We start from the raw sequence: 19,296 nt of genomic DNA on the forward strand, positions 1-19,296 counted from the left end.
CGTCGGCAAGCGAAAGCGATCCAAGATGCAAAAGCACAAGAACAAGAACGTCACTCCCCAGGCCGGCCAGCGGCAGCTGCGCATCGCGGAAGAAATCCGCCATGTGCTGGCGGGGGATCATTGCCGACAACAATCTCGCCGACCCCGATCTTGCCGGCCGCATGGTGACGGTGACGGTGGTGAAGATCAGCCCCGACCTGCGCAACGCCACCATCTTCATGGCGCCCTTCGGGGGCACCCAGGAACCGGGCGATGCCGAGAAGGTCGTGCGTGCGCTCAACCGTGCCGCCGGCTATTTCCGCGGCGAACTCGCGCGCCAGGTCGAGATGCGCGTCTCCCCGCAATTGCGCTTTAAGATCGATGACAGCTTCGAGGAAGCAAGCCGCATCGAGGCGCTGCTGCACGATCCCGTCGTCCGCGCCGACCTTGCCAAGGCTCGCGAAGAGGCGAAGGCCGCCAAGCTGAAGGATGCGGAACCCAAGGTCGTTGTTCCGGGCGACGATTCAGCAGAATGAGCCGGCGCAAGAAGGGCCAGAAGGTCGATGGCTGGCTGATCCTCGACAAGCCGTTAGGCATGACCTCGACCCAGGCCGTCGCCGTCGTGCGGCGCATTTTCGATGCGCAGAAGGCGGGCCATGGCGGAACCCTCGATCCACTGGCGACCGGCATCCTGCCGATTGCGCTGGGCGAAGCCACCAAGACCGTGCCTTACGTCATGGACGGCACCAAGACCTATCGCTTTACCCTGAAATTCGGCGAGCAGCGCTCGACCGACGATGCGGAAGGCGAGGTGATCGCCACGTCCGATGTCCGGCCAAGTGTCGCCGCGATCGACGCGGCCCTCCCGCATTTCATCGGCCTCATCGAGCAGGTGCCGCCCCAGTTTTCGGCCATCAAGGTGGGTGGCGAGCGCGCCTATGACCTGGCGCGCGACGGCGAAACGGTCGATCTGGCCCCGCGCCAGATCCGGATCGACGAATTCCGCTTCATCGAATTCCAGAACCCCGACGAGGCGGTCTTTGAGGTCAAATCGGGAAAAGGCGCCTATATGCGGAGCCTGGCGCGCGATCTGGCTCTACATGTTGGGTCTGTCGGCCATATTTCCGCCCTCCGGCGACTATCTGTTGGGGGTTTCACGGAGGAAAGGGCGATTTCGCTGGACGCTCTCAAGTCATTGGGGCATATTCCGGCCGCTTTTGAGCATTTGTTGCCGATAGAGACCGCGCTGGACGACATCCCGGCACTGGCCTTATCGGCCACCGAGGCGATACGCCTTCGGTCCGGGCAACCGGTTGGATTACTCCACCGCCAAGACCGCGATCGATTACGGGAGTTCACTCCCGGCGGCATGGTTTGCGCCATGTCGGAAGGCAAAATCGTGGCCCTCACCCGTTACGAGGGCGGCGAGCTCGTCCCGGTGCGCGTCATCAACCATTAGGACCAGAAGGAGTAGGTCGATGTCGATCACTGCCGAACGTAAGCAAGAAGTTCTCAAGGAATTTGCCAAGGCCGCCAACGATACCGGCTCGCCTGAAGTGCAGATCGCGCTCCTCACCGAGCGGATCAAGAATCTGACCGAGCATCTGCAGAGCCACGACAAGGATTTCCATTCCCGTCGCGGTCTGCTGGTCATGGTCGGGCAGCGTCGCCGCTTGCTCGATTACTTGAAGAAGACCAGCAACCAGCGTTACCAGGAAATCCTGGCAAAGCTCGGCCTGCGCCGCTAAACCCATCGGGGATCCCGCCCACGGCATTCAGTCATGGGCGGGATTGTCGTATTGGGGGAATTGCGTTTCTCCTCCATACGCGTCCCTTCCCAAACCGGCCGGCGCGGTTCATCGACCGCCGCGCTTCAGCCGCAACGAGCCGGGCCGACGCAAGCAACGCCTAAGTTCCATCGCGTTGCTTTCGCGGGTCCGGCATTCATCCGGTCGAGATGACTGGCTGCTGCCCCATTGGATGGGTGGAGCCTTGAAAGGACCATTACATGTTCAAGATCTATCGCAAGGAACTGATGTGGGGCGGGCGTAAGCTGACGCTCGAAACCGGCCGCATCGCGCGCCAGGCTGACGGCGCGGTGCTCGCCACCTACGGCGAAACCGTCGTGATGTGCACCGCCGTCGGCGCCAAGCAGCCCAAGCCCGGCATCGACTTCTTCCCGCTCACCGTCAACTACCAGGAAAAGACCTTCGCCGCCGGCAAGATCCCCGGTGGTTTCTTCAAGCGCGAAGGCCGTCCGACCGAGAAGGAAGTGCTGACCAGCCGCCTGATCGATCGCCCGATCCGTCCGCTGTTCCATTCGACCTATCGCAACGAGACCCAGGTCGTCTGCACGACCCTCTCCCATGATCTCGAAAACGATCCCGACATCGTGGCGCTCATCGGCGCCTCGGCCGCCCTCACCATTTCCGGCATCCCCTTCTTGGGCCCGATCGGTGCGGCGCGCGTCGGCTATATCAACGGCGAATACGTCATCAACCCGAAGCGCAGCGACTTGCCCGAATCGAAGCTCGACCTCGTGCTGGCCGGTACGTCGGAAGGCGTGCTGATGGTGGAATCGGAAGCCCAGGAGCTGTCCGAGGAAGTCATGCTGGGTGCCGTCAATTTCGGCTTCCAGAGCTTCCAGCCGGTGATCAACGCGATCATCGAACTGGCTGAGCAATGCGCCAAGGATCCGCGCGACTTGACGCCGCCGGACGCCGCTGCCGCCGAAGTCTACGACGCCCTGAACGCCCAGTTCGCGGCCAAGCTCACCACCGCCTATCAGGAAACCGCCAAGCAGGCGCGTACCGACAAAGTGGCGGCTGTGAAGGACGAAGCCAAGAAAACGCTCGGCACCGACGACAAGAAGATTGAACTCGTTGGCAAGCAGTTCAAGGAGCTTGAGAAGAACATCGTTCGCGGCAACATCCTGAAAACGGGTCTCCGCATCGATGGTCGCGACACCAAGACGGTGCGCCCGATCACGGCCGAAGTCGGCATCCTGCCGCGCGCCCATGGTTCGGCGCTGTTCACCCGCGGCGAAACCCAGGCGCTGGTCGTGACCACGCTCGGCACCGGCGATGACGAGCAGATCATCGACGCGCTGGAAGGCGAATTCCGCGAGACCTTCATGCTGCACTACAACTTCCCGCCCTATTCGACCGGTGAAGCCGGCCGCATGGGCTCGCCCGGCCGCCGCGAAATCGGCCATGGCAAGCTCGCCTGGCGCGCCGTGCATCCGATGATGCCGAAGAAGGATGAGTTCCCCTACACCATCCGCGTGGTGTCCGAGATCACCGAATCCAACGGCTCCTCGTCGATGGCCTCGGTGTGCGGTTCCTCGCTCGCGATGATGGATGCCGGTGTGCCGTTGAAGCGCCCGGTCGCTGGTATCGCCATGGGCCTCATCAAGGAAAAGGACGGCTTTGCCGTTCTCTCCGACATCCTCGGCGACGAAGATCATCTCGGCGACATGGATTTCAAGGTGGCCGGTACCGACCAGGGCATCACTGCCCTGCAGATGGATATCAAGATCACCTCGATCACGGCCGAGATCATGCAGATCGCCCTCGGCCAGGCCAAGGATGGCCGGTTGCACATCCTCGGCGAGATGGCGAAGGCGATGACCGGTGCCCGTGACGGCGTCAACCAGAACGCCCCGCGCATCACCGTGATCAACATCCCGAAGGACAAGATCCGTGAAGTGATCGGCCAGGGCGGCAAGGTCATTCGCGAAATCTGCGAAGTCACCGGCGCCAAGATCGACATCGAAGACGACGGCACCATCAAGGTGGCGGCGGTCGATGCCAAGGCCGGCGAAGCGGCCATCAACTGGATCCGCGGCATCGTCGCCGAACCGGAAACCGGCGTGATCTATGACGGCAAGGTCGTGAAGCTGATGGATTTCGGCGCCTTCGTGAACTTTTTGGGTTCCAAGGACGGCCTCGTCCATATCAGCGAACTGGCCCCGCAGCGCGTCAAGCAGACCTCGGACGTGGTCGAAGTCGGCCAGGCCGTAAAGGTCAAGGTGCTGGGTATGGACGATCGCGGCAAGGTGAAGCTCTCGATGCGCGTCGTCGACCAGAAGACCGGCGCCGACCTGTCGGAAGAGATGGCCAAGGCCGATGCCGAGCGTCGTGCCTCGCGCGGCTCCGAGCGCGTCGAACAGTGAAGATCTGGCGATGGCGGTCAAAAGCCGCCATCGCCGCCTTCGCTTCTGGTAGAATAACCCGATGCCAATACCTTCGCTTTCCCTGCCACGGGTGATCGGCCATCGGGGCGCTGCGGAAGCCGCCCGGAAAACACCCTGGCGAGCTTCCGGGAAGCCAAGCGCCAGGGCGCCCTGTGGGTCGAATTCGATGCCAAGCTCTCGGCCGACGACCGCGCCTTTCTCCTCCATGACGACAATCTCGACCGCACCAGCAATGGCAAGGGTCCGGCGCGCGCCCTCACCTATGACGAGCTGCGCCAGCTCGATGCCGGCAGCTGGAAGGCAGGCGTCTTCGCCGGCGAGAAGATGCCGCTGCTGGCCGACGCCCTCAAATTCTTCGCCCAGGAAGATCTGCAGTTCAATCTCGAGCTGAAGCCCTGTCCCGGCCGCGCCCGCGACACCGCCAACATCATCCTCGACGAGCTGAAGCATCTCTGGCCGGCAGCCAAGCCCAGGCCCCTCATCTCCAGCTTCGTGCTGGAATGCCTCGAAATCGCCCGCGACCGGGCGCCCGATTACCCGCGTGGCCTGCTGCTCGAGGAGCATCCGGCCAATTGGCTGGACCTCGCCCGGAACCTGAAAGTCGCCACGGTCAATATCTGGGACCGCGACGCAATCCCCGACTGGATCAGCGAAATCAAGGCTGAAGGTTACGGTCTTCTGGTCTATACCGTTAACGATGCCGCCCGCGCCAAGCAGTTGATCGACTGGGGCGTCGACGGCGTCTTTACCGATGCGCCGGCCCGCATCTTGGCGACCGTCGCACAATAGCTATATAAGACAGAATGCTGGATCCGGGATGGGGCCAGCGAGCGGGAGGCTCGGGTGAAATCATTGAAGCCGTTGATCATTTCGGGACGCGAGGTCCTGCCCCTCATTGAAGGCGGCAAGGGCATTTCGGTCTCGAACGGGCAATCATCCGGCGCTTGGGCGCTGGCTGGCGGCGTCGGCACCTTCTCCGGCGTCAATGCCGATTCCTATGACGAGAACGGCAAGCCGATCCCGCAGCTCTATCACGGCAAGACACGCCGCGACCGCCATGAGGAACTGCTCAACTACGCGATCAAGGGCGGCATCGCCCAGGCCCGCATCGCTCATGATTGCATGGGCGGCAATGGCCGCCTGCACATGAATGTGCTGTGGGAAATGGCCGGCGCCGAGCGCGTGCTCCACGGCGTCCTCGAAGGCGCCAAGGACCTCATCCACGGCGTTACCTGCGGTGCCGGCATGCCCTACCGCATCGCCGAGATCTGCGCCCAGTACGGCATCCATTATTACCCGATCGTCTCCTCGGCCCGCGCGTTCCGGGCGCTGTGGAAACGCGCCTATCACAAATTCCAGGATCTGCTGGGCGGCGTCGTCTATGAGGATCCGTGGCTGGCCGGCGGCCATAACGGCCTCTCCAACAGCGAAGATCCCAACCATCCGCAGGATCCCTTCGACCGCGTGCGCGAATTGCGCAACACGATGCGTGACGAATGCGGCCTTGGCCAAACGCCGATCATCATGGCGGGTGGCGTCTGGTACCTGCGTGAATGGGAAAACTGGATCGACAACCCTGATCTCGGGCCGATCGCCTTCCAGTTCGGCACACGCCCGCTGCTCACCCAGGAAAGCCCGATCTCGGACGCCTGGAAGAAGCGCCTCGTCACCTTGAAGAAGGGCGACGTGTTCCTCAACCGCTTCAGTCCCACGGGCTTCTACTCGTCGGCGGTCAACAACGATTTCATCCAGGAACTGCGCCAGCGCTCGGAACGCCAGGTCGCCTATTCGCAGCACAAGGTGGGCGAACATGAATGGGCGTTCGCCGTCGGTGCCCGCGGCAGGCTCGTCTATCTCACCGCCGCAGACAAGTTGCGCGCCGAGCAATGGGTCTCCCAGGGCTTCGCCGAAACCCTGCGCACGCCGGAATCGACGCTCATCTTCGTGACCCGCGAAAAGGCCGACGAGATCCTGAAGGACCAGATCGACTGCATGGGCTGCCTGTCCGCCTGCCGCTTCTCCAACTGGTCGCAGCACGAGCCGGACTTCAGCACCGGCAAGAAGGCCGATCCGCGCAGCTTCTGCATCCAGAAGACGCTGCAGGAGATCAGCCATTCCGACAAGATCGAAGACCAGCTGATGTTCGCCGGCAACAAGGCCTATCGCTTCTCCGACGATCCCTTCTACGCGAACGGCTTCGTGCCCACGGTCAAGCAACTGGTCGAACGGCTGGTGACGGGCGACTGATCCTACCCGACGATCTCGCCCAGGAATTCATCCGCCACCGCGGCATAGCGGTCGATATCGGCCGGCACATGGGCAAAGGATACCTGCGGGCCGGCAGATGCGACCGCCTCCCAGATGCCCCGATTGGCCATGAAGACGCGCCGCGCGTCGATGATTTCGGTATCGATCGATCGCGCCGCCTCGGCGGCATTGCGCGGCAGCTCGTCGCTGAGGCAATAGCCGGAGCGCGGACCGCAGCGGAAGGCGCGCCAGGCGAGGCCGCGTTGCCTGAAGATTGTCTCCAGATTGTCGGCAAGGCGATTACCGAGCGCGCCGATCCGCGCATAGCCATCTTCGGTGAGGACTTCTTCCAGTGCCGCGCGGGCCGCGGCGACGGCAATGGCGCCGCCATAGGTCGTGCCGCCGGTCGCAAGCCCCTTCTGCCCGTAATAGACATCGAGATGTGTTTCCATCACCGCCGCCACCTCCTCGCTCATGCCATAGAGCGCGAAGGGGATGCCGGAACCCAGCCCTTTGCCCAGGGTCACGAAATCGCTGGCAAGGCGCCCGCTGCCGGCCAATCCGCCATAGGCGAACTGGAAGGTATGCGCCTCATCGAGACAGAGGAGGGCGCCATGGCGCGCGGCCAGTTCCTTCAGCCCGGCCAGGAACCCCGGCGCCGGTTCCACCAGCAGGCAATTGGTGAGCGCCGGTTCGGTGAGGACGAGGGCCACATCATTGCCGCGCAAGGCGGCCTCGGCGGCGGCAAGATCGTTGAACGGCACGATCACCGATTCCTGCGCCACCCGGGCGGACAGGCCGAGATGGCCGGGCACCGTGCCGGTGTCGCTCGCCTCGACCAGGGATTCGTCGATATGGCCATGATACTGGCCGTCGAACAGCAGGATCTTGGTCCGTTCCGTCATGAAACGGGCGATGCGGATGATCTCGGTATTGGCGCCGGAGGCGGAAAGGGTGAACTGCCACGCCGGCAGGCCCACGCGGCGCGCGAGTTCCTCGGTGACCCACAGCGTCTCCTCCACGGGCAGCAGGAACTGGGCGCCGGTCCGGACAGCGCGCGAGACCGCCGCCACGATCGGCGCCGGCGCGAAGCCCATGGTCATGGCCAGGTCGGAGACGTTGAAATCGCAATAGCGATGGCCGTCGATATCCTCGAAATAGGCGCCCTCGCCACCTTTGGCGACCATCGGCGCGTGACGATAGAGGCCGACCATCCACGCGACCGGCACACCGTTCGGCATGCTGTGCCGGGCGCGGGCGACCCAGGCTTGCGAGCGCGGCGTGCGTTCCCGGAACAGCGCATCTTCGCGCTGGCGCAAGGTGGCCAAAGCCCGGCGGTCAATCACCCGGTGATCGATCGGGTCGCGGCTGCGGTCAGGCATGGGTGACTCTGCGTCTCTGGGGAAGGGCCAGAAATCTAGGCGTCTGGCGCTGCGGCTGTCAAACCGGTGGCCGCCTTCGCAGCTGGACCTGACCGCTGCTGCGGAAGCCATGCGTTGGCGCAATCTGGCCTTGTGAAATTGCCTGTCCCGATACGCGGGGCAGGAGGCTAGGGTGTTGGCCCCTGAGGGAAATTATCCACCGATGAACACGACGCATAAACTGACACTCACGCGCTGGCAGGCGCTGGCCCTTATCGCGACCCTGTCGCTGATCTGGGGCTATAACTGGGTGATGATGAAAGTGGCGGTGACCTATGCACCGCCCTTTGCCTTCGCAGCGCTCCGCTTCCTCGGCGGTGCCATCGTCCTCATGCTGACCCTGAAGCTGATGGGCCGCTCGCTGCGGTTCCGCGAGCTGCTGCCGCGCTGGCGTGTCCTTGTATTGATCGGCCTGCTGCAGACGTCGCTCTGCTTCGGCCTCGTCACCTGGGCGCTCTCGACCGGCACCGCCGGGCGCAGCGCCGTCCTCAACTATACGATGCCGCTCTGGGTGCTGGTGTTCTCCGTGCTGCTGCTCAAGGAACGCGTGCCGGCGGCGCAATGGTGGGCGGCGGGCCTTGCCCTCATCGGCATCACCCTCATCTCGGTCGATGGCGGCAAATCCGGCTCGCTCCCCGCCGTCATGCTGGCGCTGGGTGCGGGCCTTACCTGGGGCCTCGGTGTCGTCGTCACCAAGCGCGCGACCAGGGCCGGCCCCATCGATCCCCTGGCGCTCACCGCCTGGCAGATGCTGGCCGGCGCCATCATGCTGTGCCTTGTGGCGCTTATCGTGCCGGAAGCGCCGATCGACTGGACCCCCGCTTTCATCACGGCGCTCCTCTACAATATCGGCCCGGCGACACCGCTCGCCTATGTCATCTGGTTCACGCTGCTGGGCCGCCTCGATGCGGGCTTGGCCGCCCTCGGGATCCTCCTCACACCGCTCCTCGGCCTTCTCCTCTCGACCCTACAACTGGGTGAGCGGCCGGGGCTTGTCGAAGGGGCGGGGATGGTGCTTATCCTGATAGCCATTGCCGGCTTGGGCTGGGTCAGTGGACGGCAGGCGCGCGACGCATCGGCACGCAACCGCGCCGGCTGACCGCCGCCCGATAGGGGGCATCGATCGTGGGGATCACCGGACGGGTACTCTGCGGCGCCACGGCGCTGTTTCTGTTGCTGTCACCCGAGGTGGTGGCGGAAGAACCGCTTACCGTCGCCAATCTCGAACGCGACGCCATGGCCGATGTCGTGGCCGGCCAGTACGGCCCGGCCGATGAGAAGATCCGCGCCGCCATCGGCCTGGCCGACAATGACGAATTCAACCGCCTTGCCTTGCTGCAGGGCCTTATCGCCACCCGCATGGGCAGCGACGGGCGCAGCCTGCTGGGGGCTGCCATCGGTGCCCATGAAAGCACCGCCTGGCCGCGGCCGATCATCACCTATCTCCTCGGCGAACGCAGCCTGCAGCAGGTGGCCGATGGCGTGCGCCGTTCCGGCGACAACATGGCGGTGAAGCAGCGGCAGATCTGCGAGCTTTCCTTCTATGCCGGGGCCTTTGCGCTGGCCGATGGCGAGAAGCGCTTTGCCGGCCAGCTCTTCGACAAGGCCTTGAAGACCTGTGACCGGGCCGACCCGGTCTACGCCCTCACCGTGGCAGAAGTGGCCACCATCGCGGCGCCCGAACCCTGAAATTTATCGGATTATGAGAAATTGCTCTTTACAACTATTGGAGAAGGCACCAATCTATGGAACATAACATGAACTGATGGAGGGTTCGGCATGGCGCGGCGACCGGCCAACAATAACGGCGAGGGGATTTTCTGCGGCAGCATCATGGGCCGCAGCGACCGCGCGGAGCAGATGAACTTCATCTCGGCCCTCCTGATGATCGCCGAGGCAGACGATCTGCGGGCGGCCGGCGATGCGGCGGGGGCCGTCGGCCTTTATCGGTTGGCCATCCGGCAATGTCCGCCATCCTCGGAGCGAGGCGATTTCCAATTGCTCCTGGGCGATATGCTGTTCGAACAAGGTGATGCCGTGGCGGCGGCGGTCGAATGCCGGAACGCGCTCGACGCGGGTTGCCACCACCTCAACGAAGCCTGGCGTCGCCTCGGCTTTGCATTGGCGGCGCAGGGCGATGACGACGGGGCGCGCGAGGCGCTGCTGGCGGCGCTGGCCGCGGGCGAGGATGCGGCCTTCACCGCCCAGGCGCTAGCCATCGTCGACCTCGCGCAGCATGGCCTGGGTGCCGCCCTCCGCCGCGCCGAACCAGGCCCCACCCATGCCGGCGCGCAAGCCGAATATCGCTGTCGCCTCGCCTTGCTGCGTGCCGATCTTCAGCGCCTGGCCGGCAACCGCGCGGCGGCCCTGACCGATCTCGAACTTGCGGCCGAGACGGCGCGGGAGGAGGGGCTGGATGCCGAACTGGCGCTCTGGTTCGCGGTGCTCGACCGGCAATTCGGCCGCGCCGCCTTGCGACCCGAGATCGCGGCAGCCTTTGCCGACCGGCCCGATCATTGGGCGACGCGCGCCTGGGAAATTCTCAGCGGTACCGGTACGCGCGACGATCTGGTCCGGCATCTAGCCACGCTCGCGGCGACATTGCAGGCCGAGAGCCTCGCCATCTTCGATCGCTATGCCGGCATGCTGGCGCTCGCGGCCGGCGACAACGAAGCGGCGCGCAGGAACTTCGCCGCCGCCCGCACGGCACCCTATACCCGCTGGTGCGCGGACTATCACCTGGCCGGGCTTGAGCTTCAGCAATTGGACAAGGCGACCCCGCCCTGAGGGACCCAGCCCTGAGGGACAAGGCCCTGAGCGACAAGGCCCTGACGCGCCGACCGCCCGGATTGTGACGGCCGTCACAGGCAAAGCACCTCGGGGGGGCGACAGAGGAACAGGCATCTCCGGATGCAACCCTGTCCCTCAGGAGGCGATCATGGCGACTGGCAAGCAGAAGCTGATCTCGCAGACGATGCACAAGCTCGATCTCGGCGGCACCACCACCTATGCCGCCGGCGTGATCGAGATAGGCGATGATGAGGATGACCTGCTGGTCGGCAGCAACCGCGCCAATGACTGGCTCTATGGCGGCGCCGGCGATGACGGCATCACCGGCAATGGCGGCAACGACACGCTGATCGGCGGCGAAGGTGCCGACATCCTCAATGGTGGTTCCGGCAGCGATACCATCGTCTATGCCGGTTCAGACGAAGCCGTCACCATCGATCTCCACTGGCATAGCGGGTCTGGCGGCGAGGCCGAGGGCGACACGATCTGGGAGGTCGAGAACATCGTCGGTTCCGCCCATCACGACTGGCTGATGGGAGATGCGCTCGGCAACTATGTCCAGGCTGGTACCGGCTATGACACCGTCTTTGGCCGTGACGGCGACGATTTTCTCGATGGCGGCGCTGGTGAGGACAATCTGCAGGGCGATGCCGGCAACGATACGATTTGGGGTGGCGCGGACGCCGATGTGTTGCGCGGTGGCAGCGGCGATGACACGCTCCTGGGCGATGCCGGCGATGACCGGATCTTCGGCAATGACGGCGCCGATCTTATCATCGGCGGGGCCGGATTCGACGAGATGAATGGCGGTGCCGGCGCGGACACCTTCGTGTTCCACGGCGATGCCCTGGACGGGCTCGACATCATCAGCGATTTCAACCCGGCGGAAGATATCCTGCGCCTGGCTGGCGTCAGCGGTCCCGACGATTGGCAGAACGCGCTGGTCCACACCAATCAGGACGGATTCGTCGTCATCACCTTCCCGGGCAGCAGCGTCACCCTGGAGAACCCCGCTCGCGGCCCAATCGGCACGCTGGCCGAACTCGACGCGCTCATCAATATCGAATACGCGGCCTGACGATCAGTCGCGCACGGCAAAGGGTGTGAAGCGCGTGTCGGTGTCGTAGACGTCGATCCCCTCGGCACGCTTCAGCTTGTTGACGATGAGATAGGTGAATGGCGTCGCCAGCGCCTCATAGCTGACCTTGAACAGCCACTGGCTGAAGATGACCGAGACCAGCAGCTCATTGGGCCAGACGCCGTAGAAGGCGATGCTGAGGAAGATCACCGTGTCGAAGCCCTGGCCCAGCACCGTGGAGCCGATCGTGCGCATCCACAGATGGCGCCCCTGCATCCAGACCTTCATCTTTGCCAGCACCACCGAGTTCACGAACTCGCCCACCAGATAGGCGCAGAACGAAGCGGCGAGGATGCGCGGTTGGTTGCCGAGGATCGCCTCATAGGCGCCCTGGTCGTGCTAATCGGGATGTGCCGGCAGATGGAGGCCGATCTGGATTGCCACCATGGCGAAGAAGTTGCAGGCAAAGCCGATCCAGATGACACGCCGCGCGCGCTTGAAGCCATAGACCTCGGTCAGCACATCGCCCAGGATATAGGAGATCGGGAAGATGAGGTCGGCCGCCTGCAGCGGATAGCCGAACAGCTCGATGGCCTTGTTGGCGATCACGTTCGAGATGAGCAGGTTGGTGACGAACAGCGCCACCACCACCACGAACAAGGTGGAATGCTGGCCAATCGGCTGGGTGGGTCGGGTCATGACAGAACTCTAGTAGAAACAGGTGAATTTCCGGGGTTATAGCCCTCGATCCCTCCCCCGCCAAGCGGCGATTTGGCACCGGCGCCCTGCGGCGAAAAGGCTGGCACCGGCCGGTCTTGCTGGCTAAAACCGGCGCCATGCGCCTCTTGGATTTCGATTTCGACCTGCCCCCCGACCGGATCGCCCTCCATCCCGTGGAGCCGCGCGACGCCGCAAGGTTGCTTCATGTCCGGCAGGACGGTCTTTCCGACAGGATCGTGCGCGACCTGCCGCAGATCCTGCGGCCGGGCGACGTCCTGGTGTCGAATGACACCAAGGTCATCCCGGCCCAGCTCGAGGGACGGCGGAAAGACGCCCGCATCGAGGTCACTTTGCTCACCCAGGAAAAGGGCGCTGAAACCGTCCGCTGGTGGTCCTTCGCCCGCCCGGGCAAGAAACTGAAACTCGGCGACCGGGTCGATTTTGCGCCCGATTTTGCGGCGCATGTCGCGGCCAAGGCCGAGGACGGCCAGGTACTCCTCGATTTTGGGTCCGACCCGGCTGCTTTCACCGAGCGCCTGGCGCGCCATGGCTGGATGCCGCTCCCACCCTATATCCGCAAGTCCCGCGCCGTCGAACGGCGCGATGACCAGGACTACCAGACCATCTTCGCGCAGCGCGAAGGCGCCGTGGCGGCGCCCACCGCCGGTCTCCATTTCACGCCAGACCTGTTGGCGTCGCTCACGGCCCTGGGCGTCGAGAGCCACCGCGTGACACTCCATGTCGGTGCCGGCACCTTCCTGCCGGTGAAGACCGACAATGTCGCCGAGCACAGGATGCATGCCGAATATGGCGAGATCTCTGCCGTGACCGCCGACGCCATCAACCGCGCGAAGGACCAGGGCCGCCGCATCGTCGCCGTGGGCACCACCTCGCTGCGCCTCCTAGAAAGTGCCGCCCGGGACGGCCGGCTTTTGCCCTTTGCCGCCTCCACCGATATCTTCATCACGCCCGGCTTCAAATTTCAGATTGTCGACCTGCTCATGACCAATTTCCACCTGCCGAAATCGACCCTGTTCATGCTGGTCTCCGCCTTCGCCGGACGGGATCGGATGCGCGAGGCCTATGCCCACGCCATCGCCCAAGGCTATCGCTTCTTCTCCTATGGCGATGCCAGTCTGCTGGAGCGCGCCTCATGAGCGGTAAGTTCGATCTCATCACCACCGACGGCAAGGCAAGGCGTGGGCGCATCCACACGGCCCATGGCGTGGTCAACACGCCGGCCTTCATGCCGGTCGGCACCGCCGGCACAGTGAAGGCCATGCTGCCGGAATCAGTGAAGGCGACGGGCGCCGAGATCGTGCTGGGCAATACCTATCACCTGATGCTGCGGCCGGGTGCCGAGCGCGTGGCAAGCTTCGGGGGCCTGCACAAATTCATGAACTGGCCGGGGCCGATCCTCACCGACAGCGGCGGCTTCCAGGCGATGAGCCTCTCGGATCTCCGCAAGATCAATGAGAACGGCGTCGAGTTCCGCTCGCATATCGACGGCTCCAAGCACATGCTGACACCGGAGCGCTCGATCGAAATCCAGGACCTCCTCGATTCCAACATCACCATGGTGCTCGATGAATGCACTGCCTTCCCGGCCACGCCCGAGGAAGCGGCCAGTTCCATGCGTCGCTCGATGCGCTGGGCGGAACGCTGCCGCAAGGCCTTCCGCGACCGCGACGGCTATCTCCTCTTCGGCATCGTGCAAGGCGGCATCTATCCGCATCTGCGTGAGGAATCAGCGAAGGCTCTGACAGCCATTGGGTTCGATGGCTACGCCATCGGGGGCCTTGCCATCGGCGAAGGCCAGCAGCAGATGTTCTCCGTGCTTGACTACACACCGGACTTCCTGCCTGCCGAAAAGCCGCGCTATCTCATGGGCGTCGGCCGCCCCGGCGATCTGGTGGGGGCGGTTGCCCGCGGCATCGACATGTTCGATTGCGTGATGCCGACCCGCTCGGGGCGCACCGGTCTCGCCCACACCCGCTACGGCGACCTCAACATGCGCAACGCGCGCCACGCGACCGACGACCGGCCGATCGATCCCCTGTGCACATGCCCCGCCTGCACCTCCTATGTGCGCGGCTATATTCATCATCTGATGAAGACCAAGGAGATCCTGGGCGCAATGCTGCTCACCTGGCACAATCTCCATTACTATCAGGAACTGATGCAGGGCATGCGCAACGCCATCGAGCAAGGCAGCCTCACGGAATTCACCGCCGAGTTTGAACGGCAACAGCAGCTGGGCGACATCCCGGCTTGAAGGAATCGGATCATGGCCAGGAAGCCAGCCTATAGCGACCTCACCCAACTCGGCGCCAAGGTCGAGACCGCGGCCTCGCCGGAAGCGGCGATCCTGGAACGCGTGCCAAATCCACATCCCGGCACGCTCTATGTGGCCCGCTACACGGCGCCGGAATTCACCTGCCTCTGCCCCGTGACCGGCCAGCCGGACTTCGCGCATCTCGTCATCGACTATGTGCCGGATAAATGGCTGGTCGAATCGAAATCGCTGAAGCTCTATCTGACCTCCTTCCGCAACCATGGCGGCTTCCACGAAGGCACCACCATCGACATTGCCAAGCGCTTCATTGCGGTGGCCAAGCCCAAATGGCTGCGCATCGGCGGCTATTGGTATCCGCGCGGCGGCATCCCGATCGACGTCTTCTTCGAACATGGCAAGCGGCCCAAGGATCTGTTCCTGCCCGACCAGGCCGTCGCCCCCTATCGCGGCCGCGGTTGACAGGGCGATGAGTCCCACGGCGGAGGTGATCAAATCCGCCATCCGCCAGAAAGCCCTGGCGGTGGGCTTCGACGCGATCGGCTTTGCGCCGGCCGCCCTCTCTGCCGAAACACGCGCGCATCTTGCCGACTTTCTGCGCCAGGGCCGCCATGGTGACATGGGCTGGATGGTCGAGAAGGCGGACCGTCGCGGTGATCCGCAAACGCTGTGGCCGGATGCCCGGAGCGTCATCGTGCTTGGCCAGAATTACGGCCCCGACCTCGACCCCCTCGCCATCCTCGACCAGCCGGATCGCGGCGGCATCTCGGTCTATGCGCGCCACCGCGACTATCATGATGTGGTGAAGAAGCGCTTGAAGGAACTCGGCCGCTGGATCGCCGACACATACAAGATCGAGATCAAGGTCTTCGTCGACACCGCCCCCGTGATGGAAAAGCCGCTTGCCGCACAGGCTGGAATCGGCTGGCAGGGCAAGCACACCAATCTCGTCTCGCGCGAGCTTGGTTCCTGGCTGTTTCTGGGGGAAATCTTCCTGGCGTTCGACCTGCCGCCGGATGCGCCGGAGGAAGATCATTGCGGCCAGTGCCGGCGCTGTCTCGACGTCTGCCCGACCAACGCCTTCCCGGCGCCCTACCAGCTGGATGCGCGGCGCTGCATCTCCTACCTCACCATCGAACATGCGGGGCCGATCCCGCGCGATCTCAGGCCGCTCATGGGCAACCGCATCTATGGTTGCGACGATTGCCTCAGCGTTTGCCCGTGGAACAAGTTCGCGCAGGCGACGCCGCACGCGCCCCTGGTCGCGCGCGACGATCTCACCGCGCCGTGCCTGGCCGATCTTGCCCGCCTCGACGATGCCGCCTTCCGCGCGCTCTTTTCCGGCTCGCCGGTGAAGCGCATCGGCCGCGACCGCTTCGTCCGCAATGTCCTCATCGCCATCGGCAATAGCGGTCGCAGGGAACTTTTGCCGGTGGTCGGGGGTTTACTGTCCGACCCCGCCCCGCTCGTGCGGGGGGCGGCCGTCTGGGCACTTTCGCGTCTCGACGCCGATCTGTGGAAGGCGCGCGGGGCAGGGGCGCGGCGCGATGAAGAAGATTCCGGTGTGCGCGCGGAATGGGCTCCGCCGGAGCCTGTTTGACAGATTTATAGGACTTCCAGTTTCCCTCTGATCCCTTTGTTGCGGCGCGAACATTCGATATCAGCCTTGCTGATAAAGCAGAGCTGGAATTGCTCTGGGTAATTGACGCCGCAAAGATTCCTTACCTATTCTTAACCAAGATGACAGTGTCGGGACCGGGATGGGCTGCCGACATGGAAAGGGAGGTGGGCGATGTTTGCCAGTCTCTTGCGCGCCGGGATCAAGACCGGCCATATCGCGCTCATTGATCATCGGGGCCGCCGCCAGGATTTCGGCAGCGGGGTCCCTTCCGTCACCTTGCGCCTCCATGACTCGGCGCTGAAATGGCAGCTTGGCCTCAATCCGTGGCTGAAGGTCGGCGAAGCCTATATGGACGGCACGCTCACCGTCGAGCAGGGCACGCTCTACGACTTCATCGACATCGCGATGAAGAACACCAGACTCATTGCTCGGCGCCAAGACGCAGAAACTGTTCGACGTGTTGAATTATGCGCTGCGCTGGCTGCATCAGCATAATCCGATCGGCACGGCGCAACAGCATGTGGCGCATCACTACGATCTCAGCCGCAAGCTGTTCGAACAGTTCCTCGACGAGAGCATGCAGTATTCCTGCGCCTATTTCCTCCATCCGGAGGCGACGCTCGCCGAGGCCCAGCAGGCCAAGATGCGCCACATCGCCTCGAAGCTGCTGCTGCAGCCGGGCCAGCGCCTGCTCGATATCGGCTGCGGCTGGGGTGGCCTTGGCATCTATCTCGCCAAGACGGCCGGCGTGAAGGTCACCGGTGTGACGCTTTCCAAGGAGCAGCACGAAATTGCCGTGGCGCGGGTGAAAGCCGCCGGGCTCGAAGGTGAGGTCGAGTTCAAGTTGCAGGACTACCGGCTGGAACCAGGCCGCTTCGACCGTATCGTCTCGGTCGGCATGTTCGAGCATGTCGGCCTGAAGCATTTCCCGGAATTCTTTGCCAAGGTCGAGGAATTGCTGGTGCCGGGTGGCGTTGCCTTGCTGCACGCGATCGGCCGGCGTGACGGTCCTGGCCACACCAATCCGTGGCTGCGCAAATACATCTTCCCCGGCGGCTATTCGCCGGCCTTGTCCGAAGTGCTGCCGGTGGTCGAGAAGACCGGATTGTGGGTCACCGATATCGAGATCCTGCGCCTCCATTACGCCGAGACGATCCGCCATTGGCGCGCCAATTTCGCCCACAACCGCGATGCTATCTCAAAGCTCTATGACGAGCGCTTCTGCCGCATGTGGGAGTTTTATCTGGTCGGCAGCGAGTTATCCTTCCGCCACGACATCAACATGGTGTTCCAGATGCAGCTTGCCCGCGGCATCAACGCGGTACCGATGACCCGCGACTACATGTTCGACTGGGAACGCGCGGAAGCCGCCCGGCCCAAGGCGCAGATCATCTGGGATAACGGCCAGGCGGCGGAATAGGGACCGCCGGGCAGGCGCATTGCTGCGTCGGGACTTCAGCCCGGGCCGTGCTGGCCCGGCCGCAGCACGCAATCCTCGGGCAGGTCGATGGTGATGGTCGTGCCCAGGCCAAGCTCGCTCGTGACCTCGAGCGCGCCATTATGGCCTTTCACCAACTGCCGGCTGATATAGAGACCAAGTCCGGTGCCGCCATATTTCCGGCTATAGGCAGCCTCGCCCGACCGGAAGGGCTGACCCAGATCGGTGAGGATCTCCGGCGGTATGCCGGGGCCGGTATCGATCACGCGCAGGCGCAGGCCTGGGGGCACGCAATCCACGCTGATGGTGATGGTGCCGCTCTGGGGCGTGAACTTCGCCGCATTGCCGACGATGTTGAGGATGACCTGCCGGAACGAGCGGATGTCGACCAGCAGGTCGGCGCAGTTCCCGGGCAGCTTGATGCTGATCGGCGGTGCCTCGGGAAAGGCGTGGCGCACCAGATCGACCTGCTCGGCGAGATTTTCGCCCAGATTGAAGCGCTGGCGGTTGAGCTTCGCCGTGCCGGATTCGATGCGCCCGACATCCAGGAGATCGTTGATGAGGTCGAGCAGCTGCCGGCCGCTGCGGTGAATGTCATGGGCATATTCAAGAGTCTTCTCAGGCCCCACCAATTGCCGCTCGATGGCTTCCGAAAACCCCAGGATGGCGTTCAAGGGCGTGCGCAGCTCGTGGCTCATATTGGCCAGGAACTCCGATTTTGCGCGGCTCGCCGCTTCGGCCTTTTCCTTCTCCGCGATGAGCGCCTCGTCGAGCTGCTTCCTCTGGATGGCGACCGCCGCGGAGGCCGCGAGGCGCCAGGCAACGTCGAGTTCGCGCTGGTTCGGCCGATAGGGTGTGCGGTGATACGTGGCAAAGGTGCCGAGCACGGTGCCGCCCTTCGACTTCAGCGGGATCGACCAGCAGGCGCGCAGGCCATGGGCCGCCGCCAGGGCCTTGTAGTCAGCCCAGAGCGGGTCGGTCTCGATATCCTCGACGATCACCATCTCATTGCGATAGGCCGCGGTGCCGCAGGAACCGACCGCCGGGCCGATGGGCGCACCGTCGATGGCGGCGGAATAGGCTTTCGGCAGCGAAGGGGCGGCCCCATGCAGCAGATGCTTGCCGTCTGGCGACAGCAGCAGGACCGAGCACAAGGCGCCTGAGAGCACGCTTTCCAGTGTGCGGCAGGCAAGCTCAAGGATATCGCCCAAAGGACGACTTTCGACGATCGCGCGCAGGATCTGCTGCTCGGCATCCTTGAGCGCATCTTCCTGTCTGCGCTGCGCCATCAGCTCAATCAGCTCGGTGCTCGACGCCATGTCCCTGCCGCCCCAATTGCGTCCACTTCCAGCACGCTCGATAAGAAAAGGCGCGCTGCCTGGACGGTTTTTGCTTTTTGATAGCATCGAGGCGACGGGATGGGTGATCACCCGTCCCGGCGCCGTCCTGCCATTCTCTGGTTTCCGTCCTGACTAAAGCATGTGGCTGCGATCAACAAGTGCGGTTCATGGTGA

14 protein-coding genes and 4 pseudogenes are annotated in these 19,296 nt (G+C 64.0%); 15 read left to right on the forward strand and 3 right to left on the reverse strand.

What is annotated here, in order from left to right; genetic code table 11:
- The first annotated feature begins 25 nt into the window (after positions 1 to 25).
- The 6 genes and pseudogenes from rbfA to IPK59_17530 all read left to right on the forward strand — a co-directional run bounded on the left by rbfA (position 26) and on the right by IPK59_17530 (position 6,421).
- Positions 26 to 515: pseudogene (rbfA, locus tag IPK59_17505) on the forward strand (30S ribosome-binding factor RbfA).
- Positions 512 to 1,438, forward strand: coding sequence for a tRNA pseudouridine(55) synthase TruB (truB, locus tag IPK59_17510; protein ID MBK8160486.1), 927 nt, complete (start codon positions 512 to 514; stop codon positions 1,436 to 1,438). Before rbfA ends, truB begins: the two are co-directional and overlap by 4 nt.
- A gap of 19 nt (positions 1,439 to 1,457) precedes the next feature.
- Positions 1,458 to 1,727 carry a 30S ribosomal protein S15 gene (gene rpsO, locus IPK59_17515; GenBank protein ID MBK8160487.1) on the forward strand — a complete coding sequence of 90 codons (270 nt, stop codon included), beginning with the start codon at positions 1,458 to 1,460 and terminating at the stop codon, positions 1,725 to 1,727.
- 260 nt (positions 1,728 to 1,987) lie between these two features.
- Complete coding sequence (pnp, locus tag IPK59_17520; GenBank protein MBK8160488.1) at positions 1,988 to 4,153, forward strand: polyribonucleotide nucleotidyltransferase; 2,166 nt, start codon at positions 1,988 to 1,990, stop codon at positions 4,151 to 4,153.
- A 61-nt stretch (positions 4,154 to 4,214) separates the two neighbouring features.
- Positions 4,215 to 4,963, forward strand: a pseudogene (gene ugpQ / locus IPK59_17525) (glycerophosphodiester phosphodiesterase).
- Positions 4,964 to 5,017: 54 nt separating this feature from the next.
- Positions 5,018 to 6,421 (forward strand): nitronate monooxygenase, encoded by a 1,404-nt coding sequence (locus IPK59_17530; GenBank protein MBK8160489.1) that lies wholly within the window; start codon positions 5,018 to 5,020, stop codon positions 6,419 to 6,421.
- A gap of 2 nt (positions 6,422 to 6,423) precedes the next feature.
- On the opposite strand, the gene IPK59_17535 is transcribed toward IPK59_17530, so the two are convergent.
- On the reverse strand, positions 6,424 to 7,803 hold the full coding sequence (locus IPK59_17535; protein ID MBK8160490.1) for an aminotransferase class III-fold pyridoxal phosphate-dependent enzyme: 1,380 nt from the start codon (positions 7,801 to 7,803) through the stop codon (positions 6,424 to 6,426).
- A 202-nt stretch (positions 7,804 to 8,005) separates the two neighbouring features.
- On the opposite strand from IPK59_17535, the gene IPK59_17540 reads away from it, so the two are divergent.
- The 4 genes from IPK59_17540 (at position 8,006) to IPK59_17555 (ending at position 11,710) form a co-directional block, all read left to right on the forward strand.
- Entirely contained in the window at positions 8,006 to 8,941 is a 936-nt protein-coding gene (locus IPK59_17540; GenBank protein MBK8160491.1) for an EamA family transporter, read from the forward strand.
- Between the two features lie 26 nt (positions 8,942 to 8,967).
- The gene (locus IPK59_17545; GenBank protein ID MBK8160492.1) at positions 8,968 to 9,531 is read left to right on the forward strand and encodes a hypothetical protein; all 564 of its coding nucleotides are present in this window, start codon (positions 8,968 to 8,970) and stop codon (positions 9,529 to 9,531) included.
- A gap of 90 nt (positions 9,532 to 9,621) precedes the next feature.
- Positions 9,622 to 10,629 (forward strand): hypothetical protein, encoded by a 1,008-nt coding sequence (locus IPK59_17550; GenBank protein ID MBK8160493.1) that lies wholly within the window; start codon positions 9,622 to 9,624, stop codon positions 10,627 to 10,629.
- Between the two features lie 151 nt (positions 10,630 to 10,780).
- Positions 10,781 to 11,710, forward strand: coding sequence for a calcium-binding protein (locus IPK59_17555; GenBank protein ID MBK8160494.1), 930 nt, complete (start codon positions 10,781 to 10,783; stop codon positions 11,708 to 11,710).
- Between the two features lie 3 nt (positions 11,711 to 11,713).
- On the opposite strand, the pseudogene IPK59_17560 reads toward IPK59_17555, so the two are convergent.
- Positions 11,714 to 12,409 (reverse strand): annotated as a pseudogene (locus IPK59_17560) (queuosine precursor transporter).
- A 137-nt stretch (positions 12,410 to 12,546) separates the two neighbouring features.
- Here IPK59_17560 and queA point away from each other — a divergent pair.
- The 5 genes and pseudogenes from queA (at position 12,547) to IPK59_17585 (ending at position 17,764) form a co-directional block, all read left to right on the forward strand.
- A complete protein-coding gene (gene queA, locus IPK59_17565) occupies positions 12,547 to 13,587 on the forward strand; it encodes a tRNA preQ1(34) S-adenosylmethionine ribosyltransferase-isomerase QueA (protein ID MBK8160495.1) in 1,041 nt (346 codons plus the stop codon).
- Complete coding sequence (gene tgt, locus IPK59_17570) at positions 13,584 to 14,705, forward strand: tRNA guanosine(34) transglycosylase Tgt (protein MBK8160496.1); 1,122 nt, start codon at positions 13,584 to 13,586, stop codon at positions 14,703 to 14,705. Before queA ends, tgt begins: the two co-directional genes overlap by 4 nt.
- Positions 14,706 to 14,717: 12 nt before the next feature.
- Positions 14,718 to 15,185: an NADPH-dependent 7-cyano-7-deazaguanine reductase QueF gene (queF, locus tag IPK59_17575; protein MBK8160497.1), complete on the forward strand. Its 468-nt coding sequence runs from the start codon at positions 14,718 to 14,720 to the stop codon at positions 15,183 to 15,185.
- 7 nt (positions 15,186 to 15,192) lie between these two features.
- Complete coding sequence (queG, locus tag IPK59_17580) at positions 15,193 to 16,323, forward strand: tRNA epoxyqueuosine(34) reductase QueG (protein MBK8160498.1); 1,131 nt, start codon at positions 15,193 to 15,195, stop codon at positions 16,321 to 16,323.
- Positions 16,324 to 16,515: 192 nt separating this feature from the next.
- A pseudogene (locus IPK59_17585) lies at positions 16,516 to 17,764 on the forward strand (class I SAM-dependent methyltransferase).
- 35 nt (positions 17,765 to 17,799) lie between these two features.
- Here IPK59_17585 and IPK59_17590 read toward each other — a convergent pair.
- Positions 17,800 to 19,101 carry a GAF domain-containing sensor histidine kinase gene (locus IPK59_17590; GenBank protein MBK8160499.1) on the reverse strand — a complete coding sequence of 434 codons (1,302 nt, stop codon included), beginning with the start codon at positions 19,099 to 19,101 and terminating at the stop codon, positions 17,800 to 17,802.
- Between the last annotated feature and the right edge of the window lie 195 nt (positions 19,102 to 19,296).

Source organism: Rhodospirillaceae bacterium (genome assembly GCA_016712715.1).
In the GTDB taxonomy this organism is placed as follows: Bacteria; Pseudomonadota; Alphaproteobacteria; order Dongiales; family Dongiaceae; genus Dongia.